18 protein-coding genes are annotated in these 20,687 nt (G+C 58.2%); 6 read left to right on the top strand and 12 right to left on the bottom strand.

Going from position 1 to position 20,687, the window contains the following annotated elements; all coding sequences use genetic code 11:
• Nucleotides 1–3 precede the first annotated feature (3 nt).
• A complete protein-coding gene (locus VIN96_RS07135) occupies nucleotides 4–2,286 on the bottom strand; it encodes an adenylate/guanylate cyclase domain-containing protein (RefSeq protein ID WP_331894991.1) in 2,283 nt (760 codons plus the stop codon).
• 404 nt (nucleotides 2,287–2,690) lie between these two features.
• Between VIN96_RS07135 and VIN96_RS07130 the strand changes: the two genes are divergently transcribed.
• The 4 genes from VIN96_RS07130 (at nucleotide 2,691) to VIN96_RS07115 (ending at nucleotide 8,529) form a co-directional block, all read left to right on the top strand.
• Complete coding sequence (locus VIN96_RS07130) at nucleotides 2,691–5,357, top strand: ATP-binding cassette domain-containing protein (RefSeq protein ID WP_331894989.1); 2,667 nt, start codon at nucleotides 2,691–2,693, stop codon at nucleotides 5,355–5,357.
• Nucleotides 5,358–5,360: 3 nt separating this feature from the next.
• On the top strand, nucleotides 5,361–6,671 hold the full coding sequence (locus VIN96_RS07125; protein WP_331894987.1) for an HlyD family type I secretion periplasmic adaptor subunit: 1,311 nt from the start codon (nucleotides 5,361–5,363) through the stop codon (nucleotides 6,669–6,671).
• A 157-nt stretch (nucleotides 6,672–6,828) separates the two neighbouring features.
• On the top strand, nucleotides 6,829–7,632 hold the full coding sequence (locus VIN96_RS07120; RefSeq protein WP_331894986.1) for a motility protein A: 804 nt from the start codon (nucleotides 6,829–6,831) through the stop codon (nucleotides 7,630–7,632).
• A gap of 39 nt (nucleotides 7,633–7,671) precedes the next feature.
• Nucleotides 7,672–8,529 carry a flagellar motor protein MotB gene (locus VIN96_RS07115; protein ID WP_331894984.1) on the top strand — a complete coding sequence of 286 codons (858 nt, stop codon included), beginning with the start codon at nucleotides 7,672–7,674 and terminating at the stop codon, nucleotides 8,527–8,529.
• An 87-nt stretch (nucleotides 8,530–8,616) separates the two neighbouring features.
• Here the strand turns inward: VIN96_RS07115 and VIN96_RS07110 are convergent, their stop codons facing one another.
• The 4 genes from VIN96_RS07110 to VIN96_RS07095 all read right to left on the bottom strand — a co-directional run bounded on the left by VIN96_RS07110 (nucleotide 8,617) and on the right by VIN96_RS07095 (nucleotide 11,551).
• Complete coding sequence (locus VIN96_RS07110) at nucleotides 8,617–9,447, bottom strand: MBL fold metallo-hydrolase (RefSeq protein ID WP_331894983.1); 831 nt, start codon at nucleotides 9,445–9,447, stop codon at nucleotides 8,617–8,619.
• 136 nt (nucleotides 9,448–9,583) lie between these two features.
• A complete protein-coding gene (locus VIN96_RS07105) occupies nucleotides 9,584–10,369 on the bottom strand; it encodes an SAM-dependent chlorinase/fluorinase (RefSeq protein WP_331894982.1) in 786 nt (261 codons plus the stop codon).
• A gap of 55 nt (nucleotides 10,370–10,424) precedes the next feature.
• Nucleotides 10,425–11,348 (bottom strand): RNA polymerase sigma factor RpoH, encoded by a 924-nt coding sequence (gene rpoH, locus VIN96_RS07100; RefSeq protein ID WP_331894981.1) that lies wholly within the window; start codon nucleotides 11,346–11,348, stop codon nucleotides 10,425–10,427.
• A gap of 53 nt (nucleotides 11,349–11,401) precedes the next feature.
• Entirely contained in the window at nucleotides 11,402–11,551 is a 150-nt protein-coding gene (locus VIN96_RS07095; protein WP_331894980.1) for a hypothetical protein, read from the bottom strand.
• Between the two features lie 457 nt (nucleotides 11,552–12,008).
• On the opposite strand from VIN96_RS07095, the gene ispH reads away from it, so the two are divergent.
• Complete coding sequence (gene ispH, locus VIN96_RS07090) at nucleotides 12,009–12,953, top strand: 4-hydroxy-3-methylbut-2-enyl diphosphate reductase (RefSeq protein WP_331894979.1); 945 nt, start codon at nucleotides 12,009–12,011, stop codon at nucleotides 12,951–12,953.
• On the opposite strand, the gene VIN96_RS07085 is transcribed toward ispH, so the two are convergent.
• Entirely contained in the window at nucleotides 12,950–13,594 is a 645-nt protein-coding gene (locus VIN96_RS07085) for a TetR/AcrR family transcriptional regulator (protein ID WP_331894977.1), read from the bottom strand. The genes ispH and VIN96_RS07085 overlap by 4 nt on opposite strands.
• A 146-nt stretch (nucleotides 13,595–13,740) precedes the next feature.
• On the opposite strand from VIN96_RS07085, the gene VIN96_RS07080 reads away from it, so the two are divergent.
• On the top strand, nucleotides 13,741–14,601 hold the full coding sequence (locus tag VIN96_RS07080; protein WP_331894975.1) for an NAD(P)H-binding protein: 861 nt from the start codon (nucleotides 13,741–13,743) through the stop codon (nucleotides 14,599–14,601).
• Nucleotides 14,602–14,652: 51 nt separating this feature from the next.
• Here the strand turns inward: VIN96_RS07080 and VIN96_RS07075 are convergent, their stop codons facing one another.
• The 6 genes from VIN96_RS07075 to VIN96_RS07050 all read right to left on the bottom strand — a co-directional run bounded on the left by VIN96_RS07075 (nucleotide 14,653) and on the right by VIN96_RS07050 (nucleotide 20,596).
• Complete coding sequence (locus VIN96_RS07075; RefSeq protein ID WP_331894973.1) at nucleotides 14,653–16,341, bottom strand: monovalent cation:proton antiporter-2 (CPA2) family protein; 1,689 nt, start codon at nucleotides 16,339–16,341, stop codon at nucleotides 14,653–14,655.
• Between the two features lie 96 nt (nucleotides 16,342–16,437).
• The gene (gene hpnE, locus VIN96_RS07070; RefSeq protein ID WP_331894971.1) at nucleotides 16,438–17,709 is read right to left on the bottom strand and encodes a hydroxysqualene dehydroxylase HpnE; all 1,272 of its coding nucleotides are present in this window, start codon (nucleotides 17,707–17,709) and stop codon (nucleotides 16,438–16,440) included.
• 2 nt (nucleotides 17,710–17,711) lie between these two features.
• Nucleotides 17,712–18,593: a presqualene diphosphate synthase HpnD gene (gene hpnD, locus VIN96_RS07065; RefSeq protein ID WP_331894969.1), complete on the bottom strand. Its 882-nt coding sequence runs from the start codon at nucleotides 18,591–18,593 to the stop codon at nucleotides 17,712–17,714.
• 18 nt (nucleotides 18,594–18,611) lie between these two features.
• Nucleotides 18,612–19,445: a squalene/phytoene synthase family protein gene (locus VIN96_RS07060; RefSeq protein WP_331894967.1), complete on the bottom strand. Its 834-nt coding sequence runs from the start codon at nucleotides 19,443–19,445 to the stop codon at nucleotides 18,612–18,614.
• Between the two features lie 9 nt (nucleotides 19,446–19,454).
• On the bottom strand, nucleotides 19,455–20,084 hold the full coding sequence (locus VIN96_RS07055; protein ID WP_331894966.1) for an ABC transporter substrate-binding protein: 630 nt from the start codon (nucleotides 20,082–20,084) through the stop codon (nucleotides 19,455–19,457).
• 170 nt (nucleotides 20,085–20,254) lie between these two features.
• Nucleotides 20,255–20,596, bottom strand: a complete 342-nt coding sequence (locus VIN96_RS07050) for an ArsC family reductase (protein ID WP_331894965.1) — start codon at nucleotides 20,594–20,596, stop codon at nucleotides 20,255–20,257.
• Between the last annotated feature and the right edge of the window lie 91 nt (nucleotides 20,597–20,687).

Raw genomic sequence — 20,687 nt, 5'->3', positions numbered from 1 at the left:
ACCCTACTTCGTCGTCGCGGTGAACACGCCGTCCCAGCCTTCGCCCGGTGGGTTGGCTTCACCGGCCGCGATGCGCTCTTCGTAAAGATCGAAGAAGGTGTCGTCGATGTCGAACGGTGCGTGCATGGCGCGGGCCTCGTCACACGCGACTTTCGCCCCCGCCCAATCTTGGCCGCGGTACTTGGCCAGCAGTTCGTCGATCTTGAGCTTGAAGGCTTGGAAGTCGGACTGTTGGGCCAAATCCTCATCGCCGAGCAAGGCGAAGATACGCACCGCTTCGGTCTTGCCTTTGACCTTGATCAGGTCCAGCTCGATGGTCGCCATGGTCGGCACCTGGGCGTGGGTGCTGTCGCCGATCACAATGCGCACACCGTAGGTTTTCGACTGGCCTTCCAGACGTGACGCCAAGTTCACGGTGTCGCCCAAAACCGAATAATCGAAGCGCTGATCGGACCCCATGTTGCCGACGACGCACTCGCCGGAATTGAGGCCCAAGCCGACCTTCAACGGGATGTGCTTGCGCCCTTCTTCCTTGGCTTCTTGCTCCAAACGTTGGTTGAGCGGCTCCATTTCCTCGAGCATCTTCAGCGCCGAAATACAGCCGTTCTTGGCGTGTTCGGGATCGTCCAGCGGGGCGTTCCAAAACGCCATGATGCAATCGCCCATGTATTTGTCGACCGTACCCTTGCGCGCCAAGATGACGTTGGTCAACGGCGTCAAAAGTTTGTTGATCAGTTTGGTCAGACCTTCGGCGTCGAACTGTTCGGAAATGGTAGTAAAGCCGCGCACGTCGCAGAACAGCAACGTCATGTCGCGCTTCTGTCCGCCCAATTTCAACTGGTCGGGATTTTCCGCCACGACATTGACCATGTCGGGCGACAGGTATTTGGAGAACGCGTCGCGGGTCTGGCGCTTGGCCGCTTCTTCACGGGTGAAACTCATGTACGTCAACGTCGAATAGAGCAAGAACGTCGAGATCACTGCGAACGTCGCGTCCAGCAGCATGCGTTTTTCTGTAAACAGATACCAAGACAAGCCAACGGCGCTGACCGACAGCACCAAAAACACCATCAACGAACGCGTCGCCCCCAACATCGGTGCAATGATGATCATCAACAGGCCGCCAAAGGCGATCAACAGCATTTCCGCGCCCTTGGTTAAATTGGGGCGGGTGAGGAAGAACTCCGCCGCCACCACGCCAACGTTACGGTCGATCGCCAAGGCGTTTTCGATCACTTGCGCGTGAACCTCGACCCCGGGAATGATGGGGTCGATCGGCGTCGAGCGAATATCCAAAAGCCCCACGGCGGACGTGCCGATGAACGCAATCTTTCCGGCAATCTTCGATTTGTCCGCCTTGCCGTTCAAGACGTCCGCGGCCGACACGTACATGCGCTGATCATGGGGCGCAAAATAAGGACGAACCATGCCCTTTTCGTTGGTGGGAATTTTCAGGCCCTTAGGCTTGACCTTGCTTTTCGGCGCGACGCCGATGGCGCTGAGGCCAAACGGGTTGACCTCCGCCATCAAGGTCGAAACTGCAAAACCGACGCGAATGGCTTCGACCGACAAGGCCGGATAGAGATGCCCTTCATGCTTGGTGACCAAAGGAACTTGGCGAATGATACCGTCGATGGATGGGTTGAGTGAGAACATCCCAACCCCCTTGGCGCCTTTTTCCAACACCGGAAGATTGCGGATCAGTGTCGGCACGCCGGTGAGGAAGGCCGTCGGATCCGGCGTATCTTTGGTCAATTTGCGCACCGCAACGGATTTTTTAAACGGCTCGCCCGCATTATTGGGCAATTGGTCCCAATAGCCGGCTTGCCCCAGCACCACGTTGGCCTGAGAGACGATGCGACCAAAGATTTCGTCATTGCTTTCCAGCTTCAAAATCTTTTCGCGCACGTCTTCGTCGATACCCACCAAAGAATCTACCACGCCTTCGGGATTCATGCGGTCGGGTTCGGCGAACACGATATCGAAAGCGGTCACACCAACACCATAGTTGTGCAACTGGGCGACCAATTGCGCCATGATTTTTCGCGACCAGGGCATTTGACCGACTTCACGCAGACTGCGCTCGTCGATGTCGATGATGGTGACGAGGCGGTCTTCGGGCTTGGGCAGAGGACGGGGTTTGATCTGCTGATAGATGTCGAAGCTCTTTTCGCGCAGAAATTCGACCGGATACGGGTCCAACCGCGACAGCACCAGCAGCGCCAAGAGCATCACAATGCCCACCATGCGCTCGACGCTGAATGCCTTTTTCAAAAACGACTTCATCTGATTGTGCCCTCAAAACCCGGCCAAGCGGCACAGGCTTTCCTCTCCCCAGAAACGTCTTCTCGATCGCATCGCTATGATCTTGTCTTAACTAGACAATTTCCCCACGCACCCGGTCAAGGGAAATTGCCGTACATTTTCGAGAAAGCTGTTTGCAAATCTTAAAAAGCTCAAAAAAGTCGCCTCATCCCACAAGCTGCATAGGCGTCCCACGCCGATAAAGCCAGCCGACAGACTCTTCGCCGAACCCTTTGGAATCATGAAAAAAATAATACTTGTATTTTTCAGTTTCTCTTTACCCGGCGTTAACCCGATTCTATGATGATATCCGTGGACGTTTACATTAGCCCTTTAAAGGTCCACGCGCCATCAAAAGCCCAGAATAAGGCTTACTTTTCAGGCGCTTGACCGGAGAAACCGCATTGGACCCGTCGACCGAACCGTCGGCCAAAAGTTGGCTTAAACCTTTTCTGAAGCCTTTGACGCCCGTCTTCCGCGAAGTCGTGGCGATGTCCTTTTTCGTCAATTTGCTGGCGCTGGCGGTGCCGGTTTTCACCATGCAGGTGTATAACCGCGTGGTGAACAGCAACGGCATCAGCACCTTGCAGGGCTTGGTCGTCGGCATGTTCCTGGTTATCGCCTTCGATTACGTCTTGCGTCAATCGCGTGCCCGCATTCTGCAAACCGTGGCTTTGCGTGTCGATGTCGATCTGGGGCGTCGACTGTTCCGCAAAATCATGCGCATGCCGCTGCAAAATCTGGAAGCGCAGCCGTCGGCGTACTGGTCGTCGCTGTTTCGCGATGTCGACGTCGTACGCAATACCCTGTCGGGTTCCACCGCGCTACTGGTCGCGGACTTGCCCTTCGCAATCTTGTTTCTCATTCTGATTTTCGTCATCGCCGCCCCGGTCGCTTGGGTGTTGCTGGTGATGTTGCCGGTGTTCATGTTCATCGCGTGGCGTTCGTCCAACGTCATGTCGGATGCCAGCGGTCAAGAACGCAAATCCACCCAAACCCGAGATTCATTGGTCGGCGAAATGATCGCCGGACGCACCACCATCAAAGCCTTGGGGCTGGACCGTTCGATGGAGCCGGTGTGGGAAGAAAAACACGCCGAAAACATCGAAAGCGCCATCAACCGCGGCTCCAAAACCGACGGCTTTTCCAACCTAGGCGCGTCGCTGGGCCTGATCACGTCCTTGTTGCTGACCACCGTGGGCGCTTTGGCGATCATCGACCAAAATCTCACCATCGGCGCATTGATCGCCACCAACATGCTGTCCGGACGCATCATGGGGCCGCTCAACCAATTGGTCGGCACATGGCGCTTGTATGCCGGTTTCAACCAAGCAACGGAACGCCTGGGCACCGTGTTCCTCAACACCTCCGAGCGTGAAGTCAGCGAAGTCAAACTGGAAAAACCCAAAGGCGCGCTGAGCATCGAAAACGTCTTCTTCTCCTATGGCGAGGATCAAGCGCCGGTGGTATCCGGCATCACCGTGGAAATTCAGCCCGGTGGCGTGCACGCCTTGGTGGGGCGAAACGGTTCGGGCAAAACCACGCTGTTGAAAATCATTCAGGGCCTCTATCAACCGCATAAAGGCCGCGTCACCTTGGACGGCGCCGACATGGCGCAGTTTACGCGATCCGAACTGGCCGACTGGTTGGGCTATGTGCCTCAAGAAAGCGTGCTTTTCGCTGGCACAGTGCGCGACAACATCACATCGCGCAAACCCGATGCCTCGGACGAAGAGGTCATCAAGGCCGCAACCGAGGCCGGCGTGCACGAATTCATCATCGACTTGCCGGACGGCTACGCGACCGAAATCGGCGAAGCCGGTGGGAGGTTGTCCGGCGGTCAACGTCAACGTATCGCCATCGCCCGCGCGTTGGTCGGCGATCCGCCGGTGGTGCTGTTGGATGAACCGTCGTCGAGCCTCGACCGTCATGCAGAAACCGAGTTGAAAAACACTCTGATCGAAATCGCCAAGACCCGCACCGTGATCATGGTCAGCCACAGCCCGACTTTGCTGTCGGCGTGCGACTATCTCTACGCCTTGGATCGTGGCAAACTGGCGCTTGCTGGCCCTGCACGCGAAGTTTTGCCGCGCCTATTCGGCGGCAAGGCGCCGCCACCCAAAGGCGATGGCCCCACCCCCGCCACGCCTGGTCCTGGCAAAGGCAAAAGTGCTCCCGCTGCCTCACCCGCTTCGGGCAAAGCCACTGCTCAGGCTGCGGCATCGACTGCGCCGGCGGTTCAGTCGACACCGGAAACGCCGTTGCAAAAGCTTGCCGATAACGCAATTGCGGCTGGCGCATCGGCATCGGCCGACCTAGCAAAAGCTTCAACGAAGCCCGCTGTCAAAGCGTCGGCGCCCCCTCAGGCCGCAACGCCCAAGCGTCAGGTGAAGGCCGCAGCAACCCCGCGCGGCAAAGCCCCGTCGGTTGCGCGCAGCCAGGATCTCGCCAGAGCCGTCAAACCCACAGCCGCCACCCAAGCACGCAAGTCGAAAGCGACGCCGCGTTCGGTACCAAACTTACGTTCGCGTCAAGAAGCATCGTCGATCTCGCTCGAAGGTGTCAAACCGGCTACCTCGGCGACGGTGCGCAGCCCTGCGGCGACCAGCAAGACGCTCCCCAAAGCGACGCCGCATGTCCGCCCGCCCGCACCGAAAGCGAACGCCAGCGTCCAGCTACGCGGCAAGGAACGCCCGCACACGCGCGTAGGAAAAACCAAAACGCCATCGCTTTCATCCGCTTCAAAGAGTGCGCCCCCGACAGTCCCATCCGGTGCAAACCCCACTGTGCGGGGACCGAAACTTGTGCGGGCCTTGCCAAATCTGGACCCCCATGCCGGAAACAGTGCGCCGCGCGCCGAAGCCTCAGCCAAGAAGCACCCAAAAATCAAGACCGGTGCGACTTTGCGCCCCACCACCCAATCCATTTTAAAGGAATGGTCTGAGGGATCGGGATCCATCACGTCGCTACGCAATGACACGAAGGGTCGTGGCGTCGGCGCACGGGCACGTTCCACACCGAGCCTGCGCTCCAAGGGACCGGTCGGAGAATAGCCCATGTCGACGACGACGGAAATCAACCCGCTCGACAAACTGATGACCGAGCACCCCGTGCCGACCTGGCGCAATGCCGCATGGCCGGTGATGGCGCTAATTCTATTCGGTTTGGCGTGGTCGAACTTTGCCAAATTGGATGAGGTGTCCGTCGCCCCCGGCGAAGTGATCCCGTTGGGCAAGTCCAAGGTCATTCAGCATCTGGAAGGCGGCATCGTCCAGGACCTGTTCGTCAAGGAAGGCGATGTGGTGCGTGCGGGGCAAACCTTGATGCAACTCGACCTCGGTTCCGGCGGCGCCAACCTGCAAGAACTGCAAGTACGACTGGACAGCGAATTGTTGACCCGCGCCCGACTGGCCGCCGAAGCGGAAGGCCTGGAAACGCCAAACTTCCCCGCCGACGTCTCGGTCCGCGTTCCCGATCAAGCGCTCGCGCAACGACAGGCCTTCGATGCGCGCAAGCGCCAATTGGCTGCGGGCCTTGCGGTCATGCAGGAACTGGTCAAACAGCGCAAGCTTGAAGTCCAGGAACTGGAAGCCCGCTTGCGTGCCACCACCAACAACCTCGCCAGTGCGCAGGAACGCTTCAAGATTTCCGAAGATCTGTTGAAAGACGGCCTGACATCGCGCGTCGATCATTTGCAATTGGGCGCGGAAGTCGAAACCTTGAAGGGTGAACTGGGGTCGATCCGCGCCGGCATTCCGCGTGCACGCGCCGCCGTGTCCGAAGCCGAGCGGCGTGTCCAAGAAGACGAAAGCCGCTTCCGTCGCGAAGCCCAGGACGAGCTCAACAAGACCGAGCAAACCATCGGCCGCATTACGGAACTGCTGAAAAAAGCCACCGAACAAGGCGTTCGCGCCGAGATTAAAAGTCCTATTGACGGCGTCATCATCAATTTGGCGTTCACCGCCGAAGGAAACGTGGTCAAGCCCGGCGAACCGATCATGGAAATCGTCCCGACCGGCGACAATCTGGTGATTGAAAGCCGGCTCAAACCGACCGATCGCGGCTATGTCGCCGAAGGTCAAAAGGCGCTGGTAAAGATTTCCACTTATGATTTTGCCCGCTACGGCGGCCTGGATGGTGAAGTCATCTTGGTGGCCGCGGACACCAGCCTCGACGAAAACGGCATGCCGTATTTCCGCGTCGTGGTGCAACCTGAAAAATCTTATTTGGGACAAACCAAAGGTTTTTTGCCCATTATGCCGGGCATGGAAGCGACCGTGGATATCCACACCGGCCAAAAGACCGTCATGGATTACCTGATCAAACCGGTTTTGAAACTTAAAGACGAAGCCTTCCGTGAGCGCTGAAACACAGAGCCCTTTCCCCGTAACGCAAACTTTGGATATGATTGACGCAGAGGGGCGCGATTCGCGCAGTTAAGAACGTAACAAGTTATTCTTGCACCTATGTTTTGGTGGGTGCGGGGTCCGCCAGAATGGCCTGGACAAAGAGGGGTAGAGCCCAATGGGCGTGTCGTTTTCCACAATCATCTCACTGCTGATCGCCTTCGGCATGTTCATTGGTGCCATCGTCTGGGAAACAGACCACTACATCATCTTCTTTAGCCTCACCAGTTTCGTTATGGTTGTCGGCGGCACCTTGGCGGCGGGCTTCGTGTCCTATGAGCCCCGCTACGTGATTTTGTCTCTGAAACTGATCGGCCGCATCCTGTTCACCCCCAAGGTCGGCCGCGACATCCTCAAGGCCGAGGTCGGCCGCATGATCCGCTGGGCCTACATCGTGCAAAAAGGCGGCCCGCCGGCGTTGGAATCCGAAGCTTCCAAGGCCGTGCAAGGCGACAAGTTCCTCAAATTCGGCATCGAAATGGTGGTCAGCGGCTATTCCGGCGACGAAGTGCGCGACATCATGACCAACCTCATCGAAACCACCTTCGGGCGTAACACGGTGCAGGTGCACATTCTCAGATTCTTGGCCTCGACCTCACCGGCGTTCGGCATGATCGGTACGCTGATCGGTCTGGTCATCATGCTCGACAAAATGGGCGAAGACCCCACCAAGCTGGGCCCAGGTCTGGCCATCGCGTTGATCACCACCCTTTACGGTGTGTTGTTCGCACGCTTGGTCTATATCCCGGCGGCCAACAAGATCATGCAGCGTGAACAGATCGTGCGGTTTCGCAATTATCTGGTGGCCGAAGGACTGATCTTGATGGCGGACCGCAAAAGCCCCCGCTACATCCAAGACAAGATGAACAGCTATCTCGATCCGGCGATCCACTTCAACATCGACAAAGCGCGCAAAAAATAAAGACGCGCGCCCGCAAATAAGACCGACGGAGAAGGCATCGTGCCCCCACCACCGCCACTGACCGAAGAACCGGAAGACGAAGAATGGCTGACGACGTATGCCGACGCCATCACCCTTCTGATGGCGTTCTTCGTCATGCTGGTGTCGTTTTCGAAGATCGACTTGCCGCTGTTTGAAGAGGTGATGTCGGGGATTCAGCAAGAAATCGGCATGGGCGCGGCGAAAGAGACCACCACATCCGAGGTCAAAACCAAGATCGAGGAAGTCGTCTTTCAGATCGGCATGGAGCAGATGGTCGAGGTGCAAAAAGACACCCAAGGCGTGACCATCGAAATGGCCAACGCGGGTTTCTTCAAGCCCGGCACCGCCGACATCAAAGAAGAAGCAATTCCCTTGATTTACGAATGGGGTAAACTGCTGACCAAGGAAGAATACAAGTACTTCCTCATCGAAGTCGAAGGCCACACCGACGACGATCCAATCCACACCGCAATGTTTCCCAGCAACTGGGAACTGTCATCAGATCGCGCCGCGGCGGTGGTGCGCACCATGCAAAGCGGCGGTGTGCATCGCTTCCAGCTTAAAGTCGCAGGCTTTGGCGATTCCCACCCCAAGGTGCCCAACCGCGACATCGACGGCAACCCCATCAAGCTCAATCAGGCCAAGAACCGCCGCGTGGTCGTGCGCTTGGTGCCAATGGACAAAAAGCTCAAGGACGAATTCATCGAGATCTTGCTCGAAGAACGTTTGGCCGAAGAAGAGCGCAAACGCCGCCAGGAGGAAAAGGCCAAGCAAGATGCCATCCAACAACGCCTGAAGGCCGCGGAATCAGAACAACAGATGCAAGACCAGATCAACGAAAACCTGGACGGGATGAACCAAACCCCTGCCAATTGATCACTGCGCATTGTTGGTTTCCCTGCGACACAAAAAAAGCCGCCTCTCTCGGGCGGCTTTTTTTTATGTGCTTCATGAGAGCTCGGATCAGTCGTCGCCGTAGCTCAGTTCCATGCCCTCGCGCGCGACGAAGGTTTCGCTCCACTCTTTTTTTGCTTCCTCGCCGAGCTTGTCCATGAAGTCGTCTTCATGCTCGGGGTCATGGTGGAAGATCGCCATAGACTTGGCGCCGGCTGCGCGGCACAGCTTCACACCTTCATTCCAGGTCGAATGCCCCCAACCGATCTTGGTGGGGAATTCTTCTTCCGTGTAGGTGCTGTCGTAAATCACCAGGTCTGCGCCTTCGATAAGACCAAGGATGTTTTGGTCCATCTTGCCCGGTACGTGTTCGGTGTCGGACACGTAGCAGATCGCATGGCCTGCGTGCTCGATACGGTAGCCGGTTGCGCCGTTGGGGTGGTTGAGCGGCGCGGTGCGCACATGCACGTCGTCGTAGATATTGAACGACATGCCGGCTTCGAAATCTTCGAAACGCATTTTCGCCTGCATCGCCGACAGCGGCACGGGAAACATCGGATTGTCCATTTGCGCCGCGAGCACGTTCTGAATGCCTTCGCCGCCACGCAGGTGCCCGGCCATGATGTGCACAGAACGGCGCGGATCGTATGCCGGCACGAAGAACGGGAAACCGTTGATGTGGTCCCAATGGGTGTGGGTCAGCAAGATATGAATTTGACTGACGTCGTCTTTGAGAAACGTTTGGCCAAGACCACGAATGCCGGTCCCGGCATCCAAAACAAGACGGCGGTCGCCAACTTTTATTTCAAGACAGCTGGTGTTCCCGCCGTACTTGATATGATGGGCCGAGGGACATGCGATGCTCCCACGCACGCCCCAGAATTTGACCTTCAAAGCCATTCGGATCCCCGTAGCACAAACTCGTTTGCGGCGCCCACAAGTCCCCCCCGATCTTGTATCGGACCAGATGATTATCGATTCGGGCCAGCCGACTGAATACTAACGCATATTCTGCCGGAAAAGAAAGTGATCGACATCACACCTTATTGATTAATAAGCGCGTTCCGGGTCCAATATCCAGAATTTTCTGCGCATTTGCCAAATTGGCGGCGATTTCCACCAGCCCAACGGCGTTTTCATAGATGAATAGCGTACCCGGCTCGACGTCCGAAAAGGTTCGTGCACGGGGCAAAACCCAGCCCAGAACCTCGATTGTGTCGTCTTCGTCGAGGCTCTGCCACCGCACCCCGGTGAATAAATTGCCGAAATCATCGGCGTAAATCACCTCGGCCACGTCGTCCGTGAACTCCGGGTGTCGAATCTCGTCCAAATTCAATTCGACCAAGCCTTCTGTATCGACTCCGTTGCAGGCAATTTGGGCGGCTATGGGTGAAAACAGATCGCGGCCGTGAAAACTCGCCGACAGGTGTTTCGGTCGCCAGGTAATCTCAAAAGCCATCGCACCATCAGGCCAGCGGCGCAAAACGTGCTCGAACAATCCGTTCAAGGGACCGACGAACCACCGCCCGCCCGCAAAGACAGCCCCCGGCTTGCGCGTTTTGGACCCCACACCGGGATCGACCACGCACACGAACACGCTGCCCGGCGGAAAGTCACCCGCATGGGCAGCCAACAACACGGATCCCGCCCGCACGTCGTGGGCTGGCACGTCATGAAACAGATCGATGATCGGATGGTCCGAGGCCGCCGCGCCCAGCACGTTAACAATGCGGCCTTTCATCTGCCCCGTGTAAGGCAGACCGAAATCGCAAAACAGAACGATGGGCGCGCGCGGCGCTGAGGTCGACGACGAAAAAGCCATGGCGCAATTATCACGCCATGGCTTTCATATTCCAAGAGAATTTGAGCGCTGAACCTTAGTCGGCAAAGGCCGCGTCTGCGACCATGGCGTCTTCGGCGGCTTGCTCACGCCCCGACATTTCCGTGGTCATGGCTTTTTGCACCTTGTCAAAGGCGCGCGCTTCCAACTGGCGAACGCGTTCGCGCGAAATGCCGTAATGCTGGCCCAATTCTTCCAACGTCACCGGATTGTCTTTCAGGCGGCGTTCGATGAAGATGTGGCGCTCGCGCACATCCAGGCTGGCGATCGCGCTTTGCAGCATTTCGTGCTGCAAGCCGCGCATTTCACCGTCGGCGAGAACCTCTTCCGGTGACGCCCCTTCGTATTCCAACTGGTCTTGAAACTCGACCGTGGATCCTTCGTCCTGACCGACCGGCGCATTGAGGCTCAGGTCCTTGGACGCCAAGCGGCGGTTCATGTTGACGATTTCATCCGCCTTCACGTTCAACTCTTCAGACAGCAGTTTGGCCTGATCGGGATTGAGCTCGCCGGTGTCTTGAATGCCAAGGCGCTGCTTGTGACGGCGCAGGCTGAAGAACAGTTTCTTCTGTGCCGCCACCGTGCCCATTTTGACCATGGACCACGAACGCAGGACGTATTCCGTAATCGCCGCCTTGATCCACCACATGGCGTAGGTCGACAGACGGAAGCCGCGTTCGGGCTCGAATTTCTTAACCGCCTTCATCAGGCCGATGTTGCCCTCAGACACCAAATCGGCGACCGGCAAACCGTAACCGCGATAGCTCATGGCGATTTTCACCACCAGACGCAGATGCGACGTCACCAAGGTGTGCGCGGCATCCACATCGCCCTCGTCGCGCCAGCGTTCCGCCAAGGTGCGTTCTTCCTTGGCTTCCAGCACGGGATAGGACCACGCTTCCTTGAAATAGCGCGCCAGGCCACTTTCGGCGATGGAGGTTGGCAGGTTCGTTGCGGTCATGGCGAGTTATACTCCCAAATCAAAACAATGACTCATCGACAAGACGTCTGAACTCAACGCTGGTGAACGGCACGGTCGGCGTTCCGCACGCAGCTGCGCACAGGTGCCGGTTTGAGTTCAGTTTGCAAAGAAAGGAAATGCACCCACAAAACAGGTGCGGCCACAGCCAAAATAAGTGCAATCAGCACATCAATCGTCAACATGGCTATCCTCCAATCGAAGCAATAGTCCCGACAAACTTGTCTTTGTCCATAAAGCCCGGACAAAATGGCAATTGAATGGCAACGCGGTCTTCGGCAACCAACTTTTGGGTTGGCTCCTCCCGGCTGCATTCGTAGCCTAGACAAGCCGGTCCGCCTCTTCAGGCCGGACCGCCGTTTGTGCTTACCTCTTGGTTTCTGGCCTCACGCCACACACAAACGCAATCAGCCCCACTCAGGGCACCGATCAACGATATATTTCCACAATACCCAAGCGCCGTCAAGGGTTAAAGCCATTTCAACCGAACAGCTACAGTTACATTCACCATACTATTCATAGGGTTACACTGTTCTTTCAGATCGGTTACAATCAACCAAATGAAGCCGCGAGGCCCCTTTGCAGCGCCGCCAAAGCGGTTTAAGGTCCCTCTCACCGCAACATCAAACACATGGAACGCTCATGAGCGCCCCTCTTCGCGTCATCTTGGCCCAGCCGCGCGGTTTTTGTGCCGGCGTCGATCGAGCCATCGCCATTGTCAAAAAGGCCTTGGCGAAGTACGGCGCGCCGGTCTACGTGCGCCATGAAATCGTGCACAACAAATTCGTTGTCGATGAATTGAAAAGCCTGGGTGCGATTTTCGTCAAGGAACTGGACGAAGTGCCCGACGGCGCTCACACCATTTTCAGCGCCCACGGCGTTTCCGATGCGGTCGAAGACGAGGCCAAGCGCCGCGCCCTGCCCTATATCGACGCCGCCTGCCCGTTGGTCACCAAGGTCCACCGTCAAGGCCAGAACCACGCCGATCAAGGCGAAGAGGTCATCTTGATCGGACACGAAGGCCATCCGGAAGTCGAAGGCACGCTCGGGCGCATTCACGGCAAGACCCACTTGGTCGCCACGGTGGACGACGTCGCCAAGCTGGACATCGCACTGGACACCCCGCTCGCCTACGTCACGCAGACGACGCTCAGCGTCGACGACACCCGTTCGATCATCGATGCGCTGACGGAACGCTTCCCCCACATTCAGGGTCCTGACCTCAAAGACATCTGCTACGCCACGCAAAACCGCCAGCAAGCCGTTCGCGACTTGGCATGCGGCGATCAGCAAGCGGATTTGGTGTTGGTGATCGGCGGTAAGAACAGTTCCAATTCAAACCGGCTGCGTGAAATCGGCGCCGATTGCGGCGTGCCCAGCTATCTGATCGACGACGCCGACGGATTGAACCCGGCGTGGCTCGACGACGTCGACACCGTGGGGGTGACCGCAGGCGCATCTGCACCGGAAATTTTGGTGCAAGGCGTGCTGGACCGCTTGGCCGAATTGCGCGATACCCGAGTGGAAGTCCTCACCGGAATCGAAGAAAGCATGCACTTCAAGCTGCCGGTCGAACTGCGCGATTAATCGCAAACGATACGCCGCAACTCCGCCAACGCCATGCGTTTGTAACCGGCGACCAGCTTCTCCCCCTCGTCCCGCTCAACCGAAATCGCCAGACGCATCGTCGCCTCGCCCAGATGCATGACCAAAAAGGCGGAAACGTCCCGCTCTTGCGCATCCAGGCCGGACGCAAAGCGCGCCAGAACCGCCGCCAAATCGGCCCCGTTGTCGCGGCTGTTGGCCAGTTCGATATCTCTGAGCGCCTTGTCGGCCTGCGTGCCGGACCAGATATCGCGCATCACCGGTTCGGCCAAAAACAGCGCGTAATATTCGTCGACCAATGCGCCGAACGCGTCGCACAACTCGTCCACGGTGCGCACATGGGCAAGCCCCGACTTGATGCAATCCTTGCCTTGGGCGTTATAGCGTTCGGCCAAGGTCTGGATGATCGCGCTTTTGTCGGGAAAGTACTGATACAGCGAACCGATCGACACCCCCGCCCGTTTCGCCACGTCGCTCATGCGCATGGCGTCGCTGCCGTTTTCTTCGATCAGCGCGATCGCACAGTTCAGCATGTTCTCCACCCGCTCTTTGGAACGGCGTTGATTCGGCGTCCGACGCAACGACGAAGCATCGTTGAGCGGCGCTGAGGCCGGGTCTTGCATGGTCAAATCTCCAATCGCAGGGGCATGTCCGTTCCCGACTATAAAAATTATGTGAGCAAATGTCACATTTTAAATTGACTCATTTAATGTGAGGGGTTATCACTTTTTTCGCGCAATATGAGCTTTTATCACATTTGGAGGTCGACATGAACACCCCATCGCATGCGAATACAATCTTGGTACTGGGCGGCACCGGCAAAACCGGGCGGCGCATTGCCGAACGGCTGATCGAACTGGGTTATGACACCCGCATCGGATCGCGTTCCGCCCCCACGCCGTTCGACTGGCTGGACCGCGACACCTGGTTGGCGGCCGTGCGCGGCGTCAATTCCGTCTACGTCAGCTATTTTCCCGATCTCGCGGTTCCCGGCGCGGTCGAAACGGTCCAGGCGTTTACTGATGTGGCGGTAAGCTGCGGGGTTCAAAAGCTGGTTTTGCTGTCGGGACGGGGCGAAGAGGAAGCCGAACGCGCAGAAGACGTGATCAAAAACTCCGGCGTCAACTGGACGATCCTCAGAGCCAGCTGGTTTTCACAAAACTTCAACGAGAGCTTCCTGCTTGATGCCGTACGTAGTGGCGTGATCGCCCTGCCCGTCAGTGATATCGGCGAGCCGTTCATCGACGTCGAAGATATTGCCGATGTCGCGGTCGCCGCTTTGACAGAAACGGGCCACGCCGGTCAACTCTATGAGCTCACCGGTCCCCGATTGCTGACTTTCGCCGATGTCGCCCGGGAAATCTCCGCTGCCAGCGGACGCCCTGTGCGGTTCGAATACATCGACGCCGCCCTCTACATCGACGGGCTGCACCAGCACGGTATCGATCAAAATTTCATCGATTTGCTGATGTATCTATTCAACAACGTACTGAATGGACGCAATGCTTATACGACCGATGGCGTACAGCGCGCACTCGGTCGGGCGCCGCGCGACTTCGCCCAGTACGCCAAGGATACGGCTGCAACCGGCGTATGGGATGCGCCCGCACTACAGGCGGCTCTCGCCTAGTCCCAAGCCTCCGTGAAGGGGGACAAAACATCGTCGCAGCTATCGCGCCTCTTACGGTTGGGCGTGATAGCTACGGCGAAATTCTTCGATCACGCCGAGGATCTCTTCGTCGGGGGTATCCACCTTGTTCAGCGCCACGCGCGCCAGCTCGATGCTGGTTTCCAAGGTTTCCGATACCGCGACGGCAACGCCAAGCGACTTCAGCTTATCGCACCGCGCCCGGTTATGCCCCCGCGCCAAGATCGCCAAATTGGGGAAATTGGCGCGCAAGATGGCGACCAGTTGTTCGGTCACATCGTAATCGTCCAGCGCGATGATGGCGATGCGCGCGTTTTCCGCGCCCATGGCCTTCAACACCGCAGGCCGTTCGGCGTCGCCGTAAAACACCGCCATGCCTTGCCCGTGGGCTTTCGCAACCAAGGTCGGATTGTTGTCGATGGCGGCGAACGGAATATTGGCCAGGGTGAGAATGTCGCCGATCTTGTGCCCCACCCGGCCGAACCCGATGATCAGCACCGGCTTGGCGCCGTGTTCTTCGGCTGCCGCTTGGTTCACCGAAACGGTTGAGGCCGCCGTCGCGTCCGAGGTCTTGATTTGACGCGCCAGCCGCGCCAGCAACGGCGTCACCAACATGCTGAAAATGACCACCAGCAACAACTGCTGAAACAGCACCGGTTCCAACAAATCCGCACCGAGCGCCACCGTGAAGATCACCAATGCGAACTCGCCGCTTTGCGCCAGCAGCAATGCCGCCGTCAGCGCGTTCTTTCCATCCAACCCGAACAACCGCGCCAGCGGCCAAATCACGACGGCTTTGAGCGCGACCAGCGCCGCCACCAGCGCGAGAATGAACAGCGGCTGGCTGAGGAACTGGCCAAGGTCCAAAGTCATGCCCATCGACATGAAAAACAGCCCCAGCAGCAGCCCGCGAAAGGGTTGGGTTTCGGCGATGACTTGGTGACGGAAAGACGAATCCGCAATCAACAATCCAGCCAAAAACGCCCCCATGGCCATCGACAAGCCAACGTGTTCCATCAGCACCGCCGCGCCGAGAACCAGCAACACCGCCGACGCCGTGAACACTTCGGCGTTGCCCGACTTTGCGACCCGATGCAGCACCGGCTGCAACAGATAACGCCCGCCCAAAATGACCGAAACGATGATCAACACGGCCTCGCCCATGGCGATGAACAGGTCTTCGGCCACGGTCATTTCCGGCATCGCCAACAAGGACACCAACGCCAACAACGGCACCACCGCCAAATCCTGCAGCAGCAAGATGGCGATGGATGCACGTCCCGGCTCGGACGTCAGCATTTTATGTTCAGTCAGCAACTGCAACACGAATGCCGTGGACGACAGCGCCAACGCCGGGCCGATCAGCACGGCGGCGCGAAAGGAAACATCGAAAAGGTAATGAGCGATCAGCGCCAAAGCCACGCTGGTCAGCACCACTTGCAGCGAGCCCAGCCCAAACAACAACCTGCGCATCATCCACAAGCGCCGGGGATTGAGCTCGATGCCGATGATGAACAACAACAGCACCACGCCCAGCTCGGCGAACTGGCCGACTTCTTCGACATTGCCGATCAGCTCGAGGCCGTATGGCCCCACCACCATGCCCGCGACGACGAACCCCGGCACCGCGCCCATGCGCATGGATTGAAACGCCGGCACCGCGACCACGGCTGCCGCCAACAAAATGGCGATATCGGACATATAGGTCATGGTGGTCGTCACGGTGTTCTCCCCACAGATCGATGCGACACCCATATCGTAAAACTGAGGCCAGAATGTGGACACCTCACACGATAATGCATTGTCGCAGATGCAGACTTATCGCGCCATGTCCCGCATCACCGCCTCAGCCGCCAGCCGCCCGGACATAGCTGCGCTTTCCAACGTCGCGGGCAATCCCGTGTCGGTCCAGTCGCCCGCCAGATAGAGGTTTTTCAGATGGGTACGCGTTGCGGGCCTCAACGCCAACGCTTCCGGGGTCGCGGCAAAGGTGGCGCGGCGTTCCTTGATGACCCGGTACGCCAATGCATCCCCATTGATGTCGAGGGCTTGGGCGACTTCCGGCCACAGGGTGTGGGCGATAGCGTCGGTATCTTTGTCCATCCAGGCGTTGGCCGCGCTGATGGTCACGGACACGATATCGGCGCGCTGAAACAGCCATTCGGTCTCGCCGCCGACGATGCCCAGCATGCGTGGCTCGTCGACGGTTTGGGCGATGCGGTAATGCACGTTCAAAATCGCGTTCGATCCAGGCGGCGCATCGACACCTTCGATCAACTCAGCCACGTTTTGATGGGGAACCGCCAAGATCACCGCGTCGTTTTCGCTGAGCACTTCGGCGGCGTTGGCGAAACGAATCGAACCGACGTGCGCACCTTCGATGTCGAGCTTGGTGATGCGACGTTGAAAATGCACCTCCGCGCCAAGGCCGCTAAGCACCGCCAATGCCGGATCGACCAACGCAGCACCTAGTCCGTCGGGTGCGAACACAGGCTTTGCGAACGCACCGCCCTTGAGTACGGATCTGCGCAACATCGCCCACAGCAGATACGCCGAACTTTCAGTCGGTTCGCCATTGAGCACCGCAAGGCACAACGGCCGCCAAAAGTTCCGCGCCAAATGCGACGATGAATCGATACACGCCGCGACGCTTTTGTCCCGGCCACCGCGTAAGGCCCAAACATCGCTTAAGAACCCGGCCGGTTTTAGTCCAGGTGGATGACGTCGCGTATCCCACAGCCATCGGATCAAGGACAAACCACCCGACGCGCCCAAATCGACGCACCACGAATCCTTGGCCTCTAGATCTTTAAATTCAAAGGCCGCGCGCGGTGCGTGGTGCAATTCCCCTGCTCCACCGATCAAGTCCGCATAATCTAAAACCTCGCGGTTACCGCTGAGCAACAGATGGGTGCCGTTGTCGATGGTGGCGTCGAGCGCATCGTCGAAAAAGCTGCGACAACGCCCGCCCGCATGCTTGGCGGTTTCATGGACGCTGACGTTGAGCCCGGCGCGAGACAGCCGCACCGCAGCCGACAAGCCCGCCAGCCCCGCACCGATGACATGAACGCGGCCGCTCGCCAGCTCCATCGTCACAGCACTCCGTAACGCAGGGCGAACCATAGCTTTTCCAGCGCGTTCAGTCGCACCGGCACATTGACCCGATCCAAACCGCGCGCTTCCAGCTTTTGCAACAACCGGGAATAAACCGCCATCATCATCCGTGCGGGACGGGTCTTGGTTGCGTCCAATTGATCGAGCGCTGCGCGCGCCGCAGCGAAGTGTTCGTGCGCGCGCACCGCCAATGCCGTCAACACCGCCCCCAGGTTCGCATGAGCCAACACGGTGCGTGGATCGTCGCTGTCGATGCCATGGCTTTTCAACAGATCCAATGGCAGATACAGGCGATTGCGCGCGGCGTCTTCGGCAAGATCGCGCAGAATGTTAGTGATTTGCAAGGCCCGTCCCAGGTGATGGGCAAGACGCTCGGCCTGCGGACCGCTGAGGCCGAAGACCTTGTCCGACAACCGCCCCACGGACGACGCCACCCGATCGATGTAGAGATCGAACGCCGCCGCATCGGCCATACGCACCGCCTCGGATGCGTCGGTCAGCATGCCGTCGATCACCGCGATCAAATCGGCTTTGTCCAAGCCGTAGTCATCCACCACCGGTTTCAGGCAACCGATCGCCGCAGACGGCGGCGCGGCAACGTACAGGCTTTCGACATCGCGCCGCCACGCTTGCAATCGCGTCTGTTTCGTCGCCGCGTCGTCCGCGCCGTCGGCGATGTCATCGATTTCGCGGCAAAAGGCGTAGATGCGAAACATCGCATCACGTCGCGCGCGCGGCATCAGGCGCAGCGCCCAATAAAAGGAACTGCCAATCGCTTTGGCCGCAGGCGGATGTTCGCACAGCAAGGATGCAGGCGCGGACGGATGAACGGGCGGTTGCAGGCGGTTGGTGTCAATCATCGCTCTTGGATACACCACTCACGCACGAAGCGCACCCCACAGAAACCGTATCGCCATCGTGGTCTTGTTCAGTTCCACTCGTTCAGCCAGCGGATCGCTTCGGCGTAGCGCTTTTGACAGCGTCCGCGCCACCGCCAAAATGCCGCCTGCTTCCCGCGCCAGGGCCCGCGAGCGGATCGTTTTGGGCAAAGTCCCGGCCTCGTCCAACAAGTCATCCACGCCATCGAGCATGCGTAGCATGACCCGGCGCAAGCCCTCCGTGCTCACCGCCCGGCCGAGGTCGGCATCGCTAACACCGTGTTCCGCCAGCCAATCGTCGGGCACATAAATGCGCTGCAGATCGAGGTAATCGGCTTTGACGTCTTGGAGGTGATTGAGAACCTGCAGCGCCGCGCACAGGGCATCGGACGGGGCGTAATCGTCGCCTTCGACACCGCCCAACAAATCGATCAAATAGCGCCCCACCGGTGCCGCCGACAACTGGCAATAGACCATCAGCGCCGCCCAGTCCGGCGTGCGCGGATGTTCGACATCCCACATAAAGGCTTGCAGCAGGTCTTGCGCGTGGCGAGGCGAAACACCGGTTTCGCCAAGACTGCGGTGCAAAGCCAAGACCTGCGTGGACGGCCCGGACGCGCCGTCTTGCAGTTGCGTGCGCATGCTGTGAAGGCGGCTGAGTTTTTCGGGAGCCGGCAAATCCTTGGCGTCCGCCACATCGTCGGCGGCGCGGGCGAAGGCGTAAAACGCCATGACGTGGGGACGCGACCAAGCGGGCAAAAATTTCGAGGCCACGGGGAAATTCTCATCCCCCGCCCCCTTGGGCTTCAGCCCTTCTGCCGCGTCATGTGCCAATGCGACACATCAGTTCGACAGGCTTTCGACTTTCTTGCGCAACACGCCGATCAGACCGGCAACCGTGCCGCCGTTGGCGCGGATGACGGAGGTAAACTCCTTGCGTTGAGACTGGCTCATGGAAATGCCTTCGACATAGACGTCGATGATTTTGTAAACGTCGGCGTTGTTGCTCACCCGCCAATCGATGCGGATCGGCTCGCCACCCGTGGGGCGATGGATTTCAGAATAGACCAGTGAATCCTTGCCCGGATCGGACACCGATTTCACCACCTTGATGACTTCACCGGAATACTGATCGAAGCGTTCGACGTAGGTGATGACCACGTAGTCTTCAAACAATTTCAGATATTCTTCCTTTTCCGCGTCCGTAGCGGTGCGCCAATAACGGCCCAGCACCCATTTTCCGATCAGCGGAACGTCGAAGTTATGGCTCAGCAATTCGCGAAACCGGGTGATGCGGTCGGCGCGGGTGACGCCTTCGGCGGTCAACGCCTGAACGGCCTCGTCGGCGAGACCTTCAATGAATACCTGTGCGGTCTCAGCGCCCGTTTGCGCAGCGCTTGCCGCAACGGGGGTGTACCAAAGAGCCAGCGCCCAAACGATCAGCGAAGCCCATGCAAAGCGGCGTATCATCATCTATCAGCGTTCCCAGACTTAAACATTAAAACTCTACGGTCGAAAGTCCTGCCCACATGCCTCGACCCAGGCCCATCATCGAATTGCCCCACGTGCGGATCATAGGGTTTTCATCACCGAATGGCAAATGCGCCAATTCACGTAGGCGCAAGAAAAAATACCCCTCACCGTCAGCTCAATTGACGCCGCACATCATCCGTAAAACCTTGAAGCAAAACACTTTTATCTTCAAACACCGGACGTTTCACCAAGGTTGGGTGAGCGACCATCAAATCCACGGCGCGCGCCGCATCTAGGCCGTCTTTGTCTGCGTCGCTCAATTGCTTCCACGTCGTGGAGCGTTTGTTGAGCACCGATTCCCAGCCCAAAGCATCGACCCAGCGGCCAACCGTGGTCGCGTCCAAACCGTCCGTTCGAAAGTCGTGAAAGGTGTGTTCGACACCTTCGGCTTCCAACCATTTCAGAGCTTTGCGCACGGTGTCGCAATTTTTGATGCCGTAGACGGTGATCATCCCTATATCGTCCTCATCGCTGTTTTTGACCTTGGGTCCGCTTTTGGCCTAACGTGTCTTCACCTTTGGAACAAGTCTAAACGAGAATCCA

The sequence above is a fragment of the Magnetovibrio sp. genome (genome assembly GCF_036568125.1).
Taxonomy (GTDB): Bacteria; Pseudomonadota; Alphaproteobacteria; order Rhodospirillales; family Magnetovibrionaceae; genus Magnetovibrio.
This window is presented reverse-complemented; position numbering and strand designations above follow the sequence as displayed.

What these genes read in the sequence shown, in the direction of transcription:
- VIN96_RS07105 (WP_331894982.1), bottom strand. Translation starts at nt 10,369, where the DNA reads ATGGCTTTTTCGTCGTCGACCTCAGCGCCGCGCGCGCCCATCGTTCTG.
- VIN96_RS07085 (WP_331894977.1), bottom strand. Translation starts at nt 13,594, where the DNA reads ATGCAAGACCCGGCCTCAGCGCCGCTCAACGATGCTTCGTCGTTGCGT.
- VIN96_RS07125 (WP_331894987.1), top strand. Translation starts at nt 5,361, where the DNA reads ATGTCGACGACGACGGAAATCAACCCGCTCGACAAACTGATGACCGAG.
- VIN96_RS07055 (WP_331894966.1), bottom strand. Translation starts at nt 20,084, where the DNA reads ATGATGATACGCCGCTTTGCATGGGCTTCGCTGATCGTTTGGGCGCTG.
- hpnE (WP_331894971.1), bottom strand. Translation starts at nt 17,709, where the DNA reads ATGGAGCTGGCGAGCGGCCGCGTTCATGTCATCGGTGCGGGGCTGGCG.
- rpoH (WP_331894981.1), bottom strand. Translation starts at nt 11,348, where the DNA reads ATGACCGCAACGAACCTGCCAACCTCCATCGCCGAAAGTGGCCTGGCG.
- VIN96_RS07050 (WP_331894965.1), bottom strand. Translation starts at nt 20,596, where the DNA reads ATGATCACCGTCTACGGCATCAAAAATTGCGACACCGTGCGCAAAGCT.
- VIN96_RS07080 (WP_331894975.1), top strand. Translation starts at nt 13,741, where the DNA reads ATGAACACCCCATCGCATGCGAATACAATCTTGGTACTGGGCGGCACC.
- VIN96_RS07120 (WP_331894986.1), top strand. Translation starts at nt 6,829, where the DNA reads ATGGGCGTGTCGTTTTCCACAATCATCTCACTGCTGATCGCCTTCGGC.
- ispH (WP_331894979.1), top strand. Translation starts at nt 12,009, where the DNA reads ATGAGCGCCCCTCTTCGCGTCATCTTGGCCCAGCCGCGCGGTTTTTGT.
- hpnD (WP_331894969.1), bottom strand. Translation starts at nt 18,593, where the DNA reads ATGATTGACACCAACCGCCTGCAACCGCCCGTTCATCCGTCCGCGCCT.
- VIN96_RS07110 (WP_331894983.1), bottom strand. Translation starts at nt 9,447, where the DNA reads ATGGCTTTGAAGGTCAAATTCTGGGGCGTGCGTGGGAGCATCGCATGT.
- VIN96_RS07095 (WP_331894980.1), bottom strand. Translation starts at nt 11,551, where the DNA reads ATGTTGACGATTGATGTGCTGATTGCACTTATTTTGGCTGTGGCCGCA.
- VIN96_RS07135 (WP_331894991.1), bottom strand. Translation starts at nt 2,286, where the DNA reads ATGAAGTCGTTTTTGAAAAAGGCATTCAGCGTCGAGCGCATGGTGGGC.